Here is a 12,513-nt window from a genome sequence, read left to right on the forward strand (position 1 = left end):
ATGACCGCCATCCATCCCGCCCGTCCCCGGCCCGCGCCACCCGCCTGGTCCACCCGCGCCAAGCGCTGGCTGTACCTGATCCACCGCTGGGCCGGCATCGTGCTGTGCCTGTTCTTTGCCATGTGGTTCGTGTCGGGCGTGGTGATGATGTATGTGGGCTATCCCAAGCTCACGCCGCACGAGCGCATGACGCACCTGGCCCCGCTGGACCCGGCGCAAGTCACCGCCACGCCCGCCCAGGCGCTGGCGGCGGCGGGCGCCCGGGACGCCCCCGGCCTGAGCCTGGCCGCCCTGCGCGGCGGCGCGCCGGTGTACCTGGTGCCGGCGGGCCGCGGCCAGGCGCCCAAGGTGGTGGACGGCGCCAGCGGCGCCTTGCTGCCGCGCGCCGACGCCCAGGTCGCCACCGCCAGCGCCGCGGCCTGGTTCGGCGGCGACTACGCCGCGCACTACCAGGGCGAGGTCGAGGAAGACGTCTACACCCATTCCGGCGCGCTGGACCCGCATCGCCCGCTGCATCGCATCGACCTGGACGACCCCGACCACACCCGCCTGTACGTGTCGTCGGCCACCGGCGAAGTGGTGCTGGACGCCACCCGCAGCGAACGGCTGTGGAACTACGTCGGCGCCTGGATCCATTGGCTGTACCCGTTTCGCGGCAATGTGTTCGACCCCTGGTGGCACGACATCGTGGTGTGGCTGTCGGTCATCGGCGTGGCCGTGGCCGTCACCGGCACGGTGGTCGGCATCCTGCGCTGGCGCTTTTCGCGGCCCTACGCCAGCGGCAGCCGTTCGCCCTACCGCGACACCATGATGCGCTGGCACCACCTGAGCGGCCTGCTGTTCGCCGTCATCACCATCACGTGGATCTTCAGCGGGCTGATGTCGATGAACCCGTGGAAGGTGTTCACCAGCGACGCGGCGCCGCTGGCGTTGCATGCGTATGCGGGCAGTCCGCCCGCCGCAACGCCGCCCGCCCGAGCGGCCGGTGCCCGCGCGGCAGTCGGCGCACCGGCCGCCATGGCTTCGGCCGACGCACCGCAAGCCTCGCCCGCCACGCTGATCCGCGCCCTGCCCGCCGCCCCGCGCGAACTGCGCTGGAGCCGGGTGGACGGCCAGGACCTGGTGCTGGCCCGCAGCGGCCCGGGCGCCCCCACACTGCTGTCCGCCGCCGATGCCCGCCCCGTCGCGCTCGACCCCGCGGCCCTGCGCGCGGCCGCCGCCCGCCTGGTGCCCGGCGCCATGCTCACCAACGTGCAGGTGCTGGACCGCTACGACTTCTACTACTACGCCCGCGACGAGCACGCCATGCTCGGCCACATCGAAAAGCCCCTGCCCGCCTGGCGCCTGGTGTTCGACAACCCGCAGGCCACCTGGGTCTACCTGGACCCGCGCACCGGCCAGATCCTGGGCAAGCAGGACCGCGGCAATCGCGCCAGCCGCTGGCTGTTCGCCTTCATGCATAGCTGGGACTGGACGGGCCTGCTGGCGAACCGGCCGCTGTGGGACATCGTGCTGGTGTTCCTGTCGCTGGGCGGCGCGGCGCTGAGCCTGACGGGCGTGGTGATCGGCTGGCGCCGGCTGGGGCGCAAGCTGCGCGCATGAAAGCATGGGCCTGAAAACACGGGCCTGAAGGGGCGCACCTGAATGTACGCACCTGAAAGCCGCGCGAGAATGCACTATGCTCATCGCCTTGCCCCCGGGGCCTGCCGCCAGGCCCCGCTGATTCCCTTATTTGTGGAGCCCGCCATGTCCGACGTCACCATCTACCACAACCCCAAGTGCGGCACCTCGCGCAACACCCTGGCCATGATCCGCAACGCCGGCATCGAACCCGACGTGGTGCTGTACCTGGAAACCCCGCCGTCCCGCGCCACCCTGAAGGCGTTGTTCAAGCGCGCCGGCATCAGCGTGCGCGACGCCCTGCGCGAAAAAGGCACGCCCTACCTGGAACTGGGCCTGGACGATGTGTCCCTGCCCGAAGACGCCCTGCTGGACGCCATCGAACAGCATCCCATCCTGCTGAACCGCCCGTTCGTGTCGACCCCGCTGGGCGCCGCGCTGTGCCGGCCGTCGGAATTGGTGCTGGACATCCTGCCCGCGCCGCAACAAGGCGCCTTTACCAAGGAAGACGGCGAACAGGTCGTGAACGCCGACGGCAAACGCATCCAGAAGTAAATACGCGGGTTTCGGCGCATTTTGTAAGCGGACTGACGGGAAACCCCATTACCATCGCGGCTATTCGATTATTACGCCGCGATGACGTGTCATGGATTTTCTTGAACCCCTGAATCAGTCCCTTTTTCTGCTGGTCAACGCCGACCCGGCCACCCCGATCTGGCGCATCCACGCCGCCCTGCTCATCGCCAACAAGCTGATCCTGCTGGTGCCGTGTACGTTGGCGGCCTTGTGGCTGTGGGGCGGCCAGGAACAACGCAGCCTGACCTTGAAGATCCTGGCCAGCATCGGCGCCGGCCTGTGCATCAGCTACCTGTTCGGCGCCCTGTGGCCGCATCCCCGGCCCTTCACCATCGGCCTGGGTCACGCCTTCTTCCACCACAAGGCCACGTCCTCGTTCCCCAGCAACCACACCATCATCATCGCCACGATGGCGTTCGCGCTGATCTTCGACCGGCGCTGGGCCGGCTGGGGCTGGGTCACCCTGCTTTTGGCCGCCCTCGTCGGCACCTCGCGCGTCTACCTGGGCGTGCACTTCCCGCTGGATATCGCCGGCGGCCTGGTGCTGGCGCCCGTCGCCGCGGGCCTGGCGGTGCCGGTGTGGAACCGCGTGGGCGCGCCGCTGACCGGGCTGCTGCAAACCATCTACCGCAAAGTGCTGGCGGTGCCGATTGCGCGCGGCTGGATTCGGGCCTGACGCCTTCAGGCCGCCCGCGCCAGCGATTCAGCCGGCCGGGCCGCACGCCAACGCCCTTCGTGTTCGAGCAGCCAGCGCTTGCGATGCAAGCCGCCGCCATAGCCCGTCAGTGACGCATCCGCGCCGATCACCCGGTGGCAGGGCACCACGATGCCCACCGGATTGGCGCCGTTGGCCATCCCCACTGCCCGCACCGCCGACGCTCGGTCGATGCGGGTCGCCAATATCCCGTAACTGACCGTATCGCCCGGCGCGATGTCGCGTAGCGCCTGCCACACCTGCCGCTGAAAATCGGTGCCGCCCAGTGCCACCGCCAGGTCATCGATCGCGTCGACCTGACCGTCGAAATACGCCTGCAACCGCCCGCTCGCCTGCGACGGCTGCGCCGCATCGCGCACCTGCACCGCCCCCTTGCCGTACTGGCGCCGCAGCAGCGCGTGCATGCGCGGCTCGTAATCCTCCCAATCCACCGCCCGCAGGCGCTCTGCCTCATCGGTCAGCACCAGCATCGTGCCAATCGGGGTGGTCACCCGTTCAAGAATAAACGCCAGCGGGACGGCGGCGGCAACAAGGGGCCTGGACATGGCGTGACTCCTGGAAAACGTTCGGCTGGCATCCAATATAGGCCCGCCTGCCCCCCGGCGCTGGCGGTTTTCGGACACGACCCTCAATGTGACAACAATGTCCGAAAACCGCTAGATCGGCATCGCCTGCAGCGCTAGCATGAACCGCATGAACCTAGACCACGACGCCTGCTACAGCGCCATCCAGGTGCGCGACGCCCGTTACGACGGCCGTTTCTTCACCGCCGTCAAGACCACCGGCATCTACTGCCGCCCCGTTTGCCCGGCACGCACCCCGCTGTCGCGCAACGTCGTCTTCTACCCCACGGCCGCCGCCGCCCAGGAAGCCGGCTTTCACCCCTGCCTGCGCTGCCGCCCCGAAACCGCCCCCGCCAGCCCCGGCCAGGACCTGCCCGACAGCGTCGCCCGCGCCCTGGCCCAGATCGAGCTCGGCGCCCTGGACGACGCCGGCATCGACGCCCTGGCCGAACGCCTGGGCGTCGGCGAACGCCAGTTGCGGCGCCAGTTCCGCCAGCACCTTGGCGCCTCGCCCATTGCCGTCGCCCAGACCCGCCGCGTCCTGCTCGCCAAACAGCTCATCCACGAAACCCGCCTGCCCATGGCCGAAATCGCCTTCGCGGCCGGCTTTGGCAGCATCCGCCGCTTCAACGAAATCTTCCTCGACCTCTTCGGCCGCGCCCCCGGCGACCTGCGCCGCTCCAGCCGACCCGACGAGTCCGCCGGCCCCCAGGGCGAAATCAAACTGCTGCTGCGCTACCGCCCGCCCTACGACTGGCCCGCCATGCTCGCCTTCCTGCGCGCCCGCGCCATTCCCGGCATCGAACACGTCACCGACACCAGCTATGCCCGCAGCATCAGCCTGGACGGCAGCCAAGGCACCGTCCACGTCCAGCCCGGCCCCGGCCACGCCCTGCAGGCCACCGTGCGCTTTCCCCGCCTGCAATCCCTGCCCACCCTCATCGCCCGCCTGCGCCGTGTCTTCGATCTCGCCAGCGACCCCACCGCGCTAGCCGCCCAACTGGCCCACGACCCCATCATGGCCACCCTCACCGCCCGCCGCCCCGGCCTGCGCGTCCCCGGCGCCTGGGACGGCTTCGAACTCGCCCTGCGCGCCGTCCTGGGCCAACAGATCACCGTCACCGCCGCCATCAAACTCGCCGGCAAACTCGTCGCCGCCTACGGCCAACCCTTGACCCACCCCGACGCCGACCTCACCCACCTCTTCCCCACCCCCGCCGCCATCGCCCCTGCCGACCTCGCCCCCCTGGGCATGCCCCGCACCCGCGCCGCCACCCTCTCCGCCGTCGCCGCCGCCACCCAGGCAGACCCACACCTCTTCGCCCCCGCCAACACCCTGGAAACCGCCATCACCCGCCTACGCGCCATCCGCGGCATCGGCGAATGGACCGCCCAATACATCGCCCTGCGCCACCTGCGCGAACCCGACGCCTTCCCCGCGTCCGACATCGGCCTGATCCGCGCCCTGGAAAAACTGGAATCCCGCGAATGCACCCCCGCCCAACTCCTGGCCCGCGCAGAATCCTGGCGCCCCTGGCGCGCCTACGCCGCGCAACACTTGTGGGCTGAATACTGAAAGGATGTGGATAGGCACGGAGCACCCGCGCGTTGACGCGGCCAGAAAACCAGCCAGCCAGCTATCAAGAGAAACTTAAATGGCGCGCGCCACAGACCGACCGCCTAGCGCCGCAAACCGATACCAAGAACAGGCACCGAAAGGAAAACCACTCACCCCAAACGCGCAGCGAACATCGCTACGACGCAAGACACCGCGTATGCCAAAACCGGCTGCCCGCGCAGCCGGTTTTGGCGGGCAACGCAAACCTCGCCCCCGTCCCCCGGTCTAGCGGCCCCTCATTCCTCGAAACCCGTAGCCCCTCGGGGCGGCGGCTTGCGGAGCGGGCAACCTCGATGCGCCCGAGGGAATCTGAAGGGAAGGCCGAAGGCCTGGACGAAGATGACGAAGGGGACGTCCGGAGCGAAGGCTCCGGACCGCAATCGTGGGCGCCCGCTCCGCAAGCCGCCGCCCCGAGGGGCGACCTACGAAGAACAAAACGCCTAAAAAAAACTCAATCCCGAAAGTTCTCAAACTGCAAAGGCAGATCCACATCCGTCTTCTTGAGCAAGGCAATAGCAGTCTGAAGATCATCGCGCTTCTTGCCGCTGATCCTCAACTTATCCCCGTTGATCTGACTCTCGACCTTCAACTTCGCGTTTTTGATAGCCGCGATCAACTTCTTCGCCACAGGCTGCTCGATCCCCTGCTTGATCGTCACCTTCTGCCGAGCCCCGCCCAGATTCTCAAGCGGATCCGCCACATCCAGGCAGCGCACATCGATCCCGCGCGCAGACAACCGCCCCCGCAGGATATCCAGCATCTGCTTCAACTGAAACGCGCTCGACGCCACCTGCGTCACCACAAACCCTTCCAGCTCGAACTTGGCATCCGTGCCCTTGAAATCGAAGCGCGTCGCGAGTTCCCGGTTCGCCTGGTCGATGGCGTTGGTGAGCTCGTGTTTGTCGACTTCGGAAACGACGTCGAAAGTAGGCATGACAAAAAGTCCCGTCAGTAAATGAAAAAAATCCGGCTAACGCCGTCTGCCCCATTTTACCGGCCCCCGCCCCCGCGTCACGTCATCAGCACCAGCAGCCGCTCCGCCTGCAACGGATGCGCCATCACCTGCGCCTCGATCCCATACGCCAGGTAGAGATTTGCCGGCGTCAGCACCTCGGCCGGCGTGCCCAGCGCCACCGCGCGGCCGCCACTCAACAGCAACAGCCGGTCGCACCAGCGCGCCGCCAGATTCATATCGTGCAGAATCACCAGTACCCCCGTATTGCCCTCGTGCGCCAGTTGCGCCGCCCGCCGCATCAGGTCCGCCTGGTGCCTGGGGTCCAGACTGGCCGTCGGCTCGTCCAGCAGCAGATAGCGCACCTCGCCCGCCGCCCGCCCCGCGCTGCATTGCACCAGCACCCGCGCGAACTGCACCCGCTGCTGCTCCCCGCCCGACAGTTCCGGATAGCGGCGTCCGTCCAGGTGCCTCGCGTCCGCCCAGTCCAGCGCCTGCTGCGCCAACGCATCCACCTCGGCCGGCGACAGTTCGGGAAACGGATACGCCCCCATCGCCACCACCTCGCGCACCCCCAGGTCGAACGTCAGCCCCGGCTTTTGCGGCAGTACCGCGCGCTTGCGTGCCTGCTCGCGAGGCGGCATCGACGCCAACGCGCGGCCGTCCAGCGTCAGGCTGCCGCCTTCTGCGGCCAATTCTGCCGACAGCGCGCTCAACAACGTCGACTTGCCCGCGCCGTTGCTGCCCAGCAGGCCCACCACCTCGCCCGGACGGATGCTCAACGACACCTGGTCCAGAATACGCGTGCCGTGACGCGCCAGCGTCAGATTGTCAGCGGCCAGCATCAACCGTGCCTCCGGCCGCGCGCCAGCAGCCACAAGAAGAACGGCCCGCCCACCAAACCGGTCACCAGCCCGATCGGCAATTCGGCCGGCACCACCACGATGCGCGCCAGCCAGTCGGCCAGCACCATCACCAGCCCCCCACCCAGCAGGCAGGCCGGCAGCAACAAGCGGTGGTTGGCGCCCAGCGTCATGCGCACCAGGTGCGGCACCACCAGGCCCACGAACACGATCGTGCCGCTGGCCGCCACCAGCGGGCCGACGATCAGCGTACACGCCAGCACCAGCCGGGCCCGCGCCTGCTTCAGCGAATAGCCCAGGTGCTGGGCCTCGCGTTCGCCCAGCAGCAGCGCGTTCATCACGCGCCACTGGCGCATCAGCCACCACGACAGCACCAGTACCCACGGTGCCAGGAAAGCCAGCAGCTTCCAGCTGGCGCCGGCCAGGCTGCCCATGTTCCAGAAGGTCAGGTCGCGCAATTGCGCATCGGTGGCCATGAAGGTGAACAGCCCGATCAGGCTGAAGGCGATGGCCGTGATGGCCACGCCGGCCAGCAGCAAGCCCGCCACGCCCGGCACGCGCCGGCCCACCGCATAGGCCGACAGCGTGGCGACCAGGCTGCCGATGAAGGCGCCGGGCGCCGTGTACCAGAAGCCGCCATGCGTCAGCACAATGGCCGCCACCGCGCCCAGCGAGGCGCCCGCCGAAATGCCGATCAGCCCCGGCTCGGCCAGCGGATTGCGAAACAGCGCCTGCAACGCCGCGCCCGAAATCGCCAGGCCCGCGCCCATCACCACCGCCAGCAGCACGCGCGGCAGGCGAATATCGATCAGCACGTTGCGCCACAAGGCCTGCTCGGGCGTGGGCGTGCCCCCCAACAGCGACGGCAGCTCGCGCAGCGGAATCGCCACCGCGCCACTGGCGCTGGCCGCCAGCACCGCCGCCACCAGCACCCCGGCCAAGGCCGCCAGCGCCAGCGGCGGACTAGCGCGCCATGGCATGCGCGGCCTCTTGTTTGAGCTGGCTCAGGGCCAGCGGCAGCCGCGGGCCCAGGCCCAGGATCAGCAGATCATCCATCACGATGATGCGCTGTTTGGCCGCGGCCTGCGTAACGGCAATGCCCGGCAGGCGCGCAAAGCCCTCGAGGCCGCCGCTGGCCTGCAGCGATTCCCGGGTGACGATGATCAGGTCGGGCGCCAGCGCGCCGATGGACTCGGGCGACAGCGGCTTGTAGCCCTGCTGCCCGTCCAGCACATTGACCAGGCCGGCCAGATGCATGACCTCGGCCGCGGCCGTGCCGCGGCCGGCACCTTGCGGCGCACCGTTGCGGTTGATCAACAGCAGCGCCCGCGCGCGCGTCGCAGGCAAGGCCTGGGCCTGGTCCAGGTCGCGCGACACGTCGGCCACCATCTGCTCGCCCGCCGCGGCCACACCCAGCGCGTCCGCCACGGCGCGGATGCGCGCCTTCAATGAATCCACCGACGGCGCGTCCGGCACGCGCACCACGCGCACGCCGACCTCGCCCAGGCGCTTGAGCGCCTCGGGCGGGCCGGCCTGTTCCGACGCCAGCACCAGGTCGGGCTGCAAGGCCAGCACGCCTTCGACCGGCACCGCGCGGTAATAACCGACACGCGGCAGCCTGGTGGCGGCCTCCGGATACAGACTGGACTGGTCGTCGCCGACCAGCCTGTCGCCCTGGCCCAGGCCGTACACGATTTCCGTCACGCTGCCGCCCAGGGTCACCACCCGCGCAGGCGGCGCCGCCTGCGCGCACGCCACCAGCATCCAGCCCGCCACCACCGCCCACCATGTCTTCATTGCGTTTTCCTCAAGCGGCCAGCGGCACGCGGCACAGGCCCATCATCAATTCCCGCCAAGCCGGCAGTTCGGGCTTGCCCGGCTTGCGCTCGCCGAAGAACTGCGCGATCAGGTCGCCGGTGGACGCGTACAGTTCCAGCGAGGTCACCCAGCCGTCGGACGTGGGCTTGTTCACCACCCACGCCGATGCAATGGCGGTGGTGTCCAGGTGCAGGTTGAACGTCGGGTCCAGCACATTGAACCAGGGGCCCGTGCGGCGCAGTTGCTGCACCGGGCCGGTGTGGATCTGGATCATGCCGCGGTTGCCCACGAAGCACATGATCGGCAGGCCGCTTTGCGCGGCCGACTCCAGCATGCGCTCGACCGCGTCGGCCGGCACTGTCTGGGCCAGGTCTTCGCCGGCCGCGGCCAGCGCCGCCAGGCGCGACACCTTGAACTTGCGCAGCAGCGGAAAGAATTCGTGGGTGTCCTGCATGCCCAGCCAGGCTTCGCGCCAGGCCGCGGCGTCGTCGACCTGCGGCGCATCGGTCGCGGCGGCATAGGCCGTGGTCTCGGGCCAGCGCGACTCACCCGCGAACTTGGCCACCAGCGCCTCGTACGCCGCCACGTCGGTGGCCTCGGTGCGGTACACCTTGTGCACCGCCACGCCGGCGCCGTCAAAGAACTGCAGGCTGTGGCGACCGTCCTGCTCGACGGCCCAGGCCGACTTCCAGCACGAGAAGAACACGCGCAGGTCGATGTCGGCGCCCAGCACCAGGCCCACCGGACCATCGGCCTGGATGTCCAGGTAGGCACCGTGGCGCTCGTGCACGCACCAGTCGTTGCGGGTCAGGGCCATCACCGGGCCCAGCGCGCCCAGCTCGCGAAAGATCGCCTGGGGCTGGCCATGCAGTTCGGTGGCCTTGACCCCGGCACAGCCGGCGGCCACCCATTCGGCTTCGGACACGCCCAATTCCTGGGCCAGGTTGCGGGCGCGCAGGCCGGGCTTGGCCGCCGCCAGGGCTTCGTTGCGGGCGCGCAGCTCGGCGGCGCGGGTGTTGAAATCGGTCTGGTTCATTTCGTTGCTCATTGCGGGCTCTCCGGCCGGAATGGAAAATCGAAACTGCCGCCGCTGACGCGCAGCGGCGGCAGCGCGGGGGTCAGTATTGATACGTCAGCGAAACGCGCAGGCTGCGTCCCGGTTCCGTGTACCAGTCCACCGGCCGCGGCAGCGCCGTGGCGCCGGCGGTCGGCACGTTGATGGCTTCCCAGTACTTCTTGTCGAACAGGTTGAACACGCCGGCCTGCACTTGCAAACCCTTGACCTGCGTCGGGCGCCAGTAGCCCATCAGGTCCACCACACCGTAACCCGGCGCCTGGAAGTCGCGATTGGGCGTGGTGGCGCTGGCATCAGGATATTCCACCTTGTTGCGGCGCAGGGCGGTCGTCAGCATGGCGTCCACGCCCCAGACGTCGCGGCCATAGCCCACGCCCAGCACGGCCTTCAGCGGCGCCACCGAATTCAGGTACTGGCCCGTGCCTTCGTCCTTGCCCACGGCCCACGCCAGCGAGCCCCAGGTGCGCCAACCCGGCGAGAACTTCCAGTGCGCGCTGGCCTCGGCGCCGTAGATGCGCACCTTGGCACGGTTGACGTTGCCCGTCACGCCCAAGGGGTACTGGCCGGCCCAGCCCGCTTGCCACTGCGGCGAGCCGGCATCCAGCGGCACGTTGCTGTCGATGAAGTTCTGGTAGCGGTTGTCGAAGAACGACAGCGCGCCGCCCAGCGCATCGGTGCCCAGCTTGGCGCCCAATTCCCAGCCCTTGCTGGTTTCCGGCTTCAGGTAGGGGTTGCCGACCCGCAGGTAAGTGCCCGGCCCGCCGTAGTTGGTGTAGAGCTGCGTCGGGCTGGGCGCCTTGAAGCCGTAGGCGTATTGCGCGTACAGGCTCAGTTCGTCGGCCGCCTTCCAGGTGGTCAGCAGCTTGGGCGAGAAGCGGCCGCCGCTGTTGGTGGACGGCAAGGCGCCGGCATTGGGATTGCTGGTGTAGCTTTCGGTGGCCTGCGGCTTTTGCTCGTAGTGGTCGTAGCGCAGCGCCGGCATGACCGTGTAGCGGCCCTCCGCGAAACTGAATTCGTCCTGCACCCACACCGCCCACTGGCTGCCCTTGGACTCGGGCACGTCGGCCTGGTTGGTGTGCAGCATGTCGCAAGCGCGCGGGCCGAACGGCGCCGGCGTGCCCGGGCGCACCACCGGGCAGTTGTCGTAGCCGCTGGAGTTCTGCTGGGTCTTGTTGCCGAACCATTCGCCGCCCACCGTCCACAATTGCGCCACCGCATCGCCCGCAAAGCGCTTGGTCAGTTCGGCGTTGGCGCCGAACATGGTCTGGCGGATGGAGTTGTTGCGGCCATAGGCGCCGCTGGGGAAACCATAGCGGAAGGGGTCGCCACGAATGATGTCGGCGCGCGCGTCGCGGCTGCGTTCGCCATCCAGCGCGCTGTCCAGCTGCATGCGCTGCCAGTACACGACCGCGGTGGCGCTGTCGATCAGGCCACCGGTGCCGGGTGCCTTGTAGGAATAATCGAACGACACGCGCTCGCGCTCGGTTTCTTTCCTGGTGGTGTTTTCGCCGATCAGGTAGCTGGTGCCCGGGCCCTGCTCGAACATGCTGTCCTGGGTGGCGTTGCGCTTGAAGTATTCGCCGGTCAGGCCGAAGCGGTGGCCGCCTTCGACGCGCTGCTGCAGCTTCAGGAGGAAGCTGCGCTGGTCGTAGTTTTCGGGCGTGGGTTCGGTGCGGCGGGGGCCGTAGCCGCCGATGTCGCCGCGGTTGTCCAGCGCGTGGCCGTTGCGCAGGCCGGCCTGCAGCAGCCAGAAGGTATTGCTGTGGATCTGGCCGGCCAGGGCAGCGTTGGTGCCCCAACTGCTGTCGGCGGTGTCGTAGTCGGTCTTGGCCAGCGCCCCGAAGGTCTTGCCGTCGGTGAGCAGGTCCGACGGGTCCAGCGTATGCAGGTCGGCGATGCCCGAGATGGCGCCCGAGCCGCCCGAGCTGGCGTCGGCGCCGCGCACGATGTCCAGGCGCGACAGCGAATTGAAGTCCACCGATTCCAGGCCGCCCTTGACGCCGCGGGCGCCGTCATCCAGCCACGGCAGGCGGATGCCGTCCACGCGGGTCAGCACGCGGTCCTGGTCCAGGCCGCGGATGTTGATGCTGTTGTTCTGGCGGTTCAAGCTCACGCCCGGCTCGGCGCGCTTGCCCAGGTCGCTCCAGTTCTTGATCTGCAGGTCATCCAGGCGCTTGCGGTCGGTGCGCGTTTCCCAGGCGGGCGTGGCGGCCGCGCCTTCGCCTTCGACGGTCACGGGCGACAACTGCGTCACGCCGGCTTGCGGCACCGGCTGCAGCACGAACACACCGGGGCTGCGTTCCCGCGCGGCCAGGCCGCTGCCGGCCAGCAGGCGGGCAAAACCGTCGGCCACCGAGTATTCCCCGTTCAACCCCGCGCCGCGGCGCGGGCCCACCAGCGCGGCATCGAACAGCACGGTCACACCGGCGTTATCGGCAAAGCGCGACAGGTTCTCGGCCAGCGGGCCGGCCGGAATGCGGTAGCTGCGCGCCGCGCCTGGCGCCGCCTGGGCCTGCGCCGCGGCGGCCGGCCACAGCATCGCGGCCGGCGCGGCCAGGGCCGTGGCCAGGCGCAGCGCGAACGCCAGGCCGGTCAGGCGGTGGTGCGCGCCGGGTTGGGATAAGCCGCGCGTGCGGCCGGCAGGGAAGTAAGCCATGGTCGTCCTTTCGATCCAACGGGTATCGGCATTCGTGTGCCTCTACTGACCATGACC

The 12,513-nt window shown here is 69.1% G+C and carries 11 protein-coding genes; 4 read left to right on the top strand and 7 right to left on the bottom strand.

Annotation, left to right across the window (positions count from 1 at the left end; translation table 11 throughout):
* From ACUDP5_RS23680 to ACUDP5_RS23690, 3 genes are all read left to right on the top strand, one after another.
* Positions 1–1,602 (top strand): PepSY domain-containing protein, encoded by a 1,602-nt coding sequence (locus ACUDP5_RS23680; protein ID WP_445657339.1) that lies wholly within the window; start codon positions 1–3, stop codon positions 1,600–1,602.
* A 144-nt stretch (positions 1,603–1,746) separates the two neighbouring features.
* Entirely contained in the window at positions 1,747–2,175 is a 429-nt protein-coding gene (gene arsC, locus ACUDP5_RS23685; RefSeq protein WP_263915751.1) for an arsenate reductase (glutaredoxin), read from the top strand.
* A gap of 91 nt (positions 2,176–2,266) precedes the next feature.
* Positions 2,267–2,872 (top strand): phosphatase PAP2 family protein, encoded by a 606-nt coding sequence (locus ACUDP5_RS23690; RefSeq protein WP_263915750.1) that lies wholly within the window; start codon positions 2,267–2,269, stop codon positions 2,870–2,872.
* A gap of 5 nt (positions 2,873–2,877) precedes the next feature.
* On the opposite strand, the gene ogt is transcribed toward ACUDP5_RS23690, so the two are convergent.
* Positions 2,878–3,456 carry a methylated-DNA--[protein]-cysteine S-methyltransferase gene (ogt, locus tag ACUDP5_RS23695; RefSeq protein WP_445657340.1) on the bottom strand — a complete coding sequence of 193 codons (579 nt, stop codon included), beginning with the start codon at positions 3,454–3,456 and terminating at the stop codon, positions 2,878–2,880.
* 148 nt (positions 3,457–3,604) lie between these two features.
* On the opposite strand from ogt, the gene ACUDP5_RS23700 reads away from it, so the two are divergent.
* Positions 3,605–5,050: an AlkA N-terminal domain-containing protein gene (locus ACUDP5_RS23700; RefSeq protein WP_445657341.1), complete on the top strand. Its 1,446-nt coding sequence runs from the start codon at positions 3,605–3,607 to the stop codon at positions 5,048–5,050.
* 493 nt (positions 5,051–5,543) lie between these two features.
* Here ACUDP5_RS23700 and ACUDP5_RS23705 read toward each other — a convergent pair whose 3' ends face one another.
* The 6 genes from ACUDP5_RS23705 to ACUDP5_RS23730 form a co-directional block, all read right to left on the bottom strand.
* Complete coding sequence (locus ACUDP5_RS23705) at positions 5,544–6,026, bottom strand: YajQ family cyclic di-GMP-binding protein (RefSeq protein ID WP_006390968.1); 483 nt, start codon at positions 6,024–6,026, stop codon at positions 5,544–5,546.
* 77 nt (positions 6,027–6,103) lie between these two features.
* The gene (locus ACUDP5_RS23710; protein WP_263910234.1) at positions 6,104–6,892 is read right to left on the bottom strand and encodes a heme ABC transporter ATP-binding protein; all 789 of its coding nucleotides are present in this window, start codon (positions 6,890–6,892) and stop codon (positions 6,104–6,106) included.
* Complete coding sequence (locus ACUDP5_RS23715) at positions 6,889–7,887, bottom strand: FecCD family ABC transporter permease (RefSeq protein WP_445657342.1); 999 nt, start codon at positions 7,885–7,887, stop codon at positions 6,889–6,891. Before ACUDP5_RS23715 ends, ACUDP5_RS23710 begins: the two co-directional genes overlap by 4 nt.
* Positions 7,871–8,704 carry a heme/hemin ABC transporter substrate-binding protein gene (locus ACUDP5_RS23720; RefSeq protein WP_445657343.1) on the bottom strand — a complete coding sequence of 278 codons (834 nt, stop codon included), beginning with the start codon at positions 8,702–8,704 and terminating at the stop codon, positions 7,871–7,873. The genes ACUDP5_RS23715 and ACUDP5_RS23720 overlap by 17 nt, the downstream gene beginning before the upstream one ends.
* Positions 8,705–8,714: 10 nt before the next feature.
* Entirely contained in the window at positions 8,715–9,761 is a 1,047-nt protein-coding gene (locus ACUDP5_RS23725; RefSeq protein ID WP_263910256.1) for a hemin-degrading factor, read from the bottom strand.
* Between the two features lie 82 nt (positions 9,762–9,843).
* Positions 9,844–12,456 carry a TonB-dependent hemoglobin/transferrin/lactoferrin family receptor gene (locus ACUDP5_RS23730; protein ID WP_445657344.1) on the bottom strand — a complete coding sequence of 871 codons (2,613 nt, stop codon included), beginning with the start codon at positions 12,454–12,456 and terminating at the stop codon, positions 9,844–9,846.
* Between the last annotated feature and the right edge of the window lie 57 nt (positions 12,457–12,513).

Source organism: Achromobacter sp. NCFB-sbj8-Ac1-l (assembly GCF_052695805.1).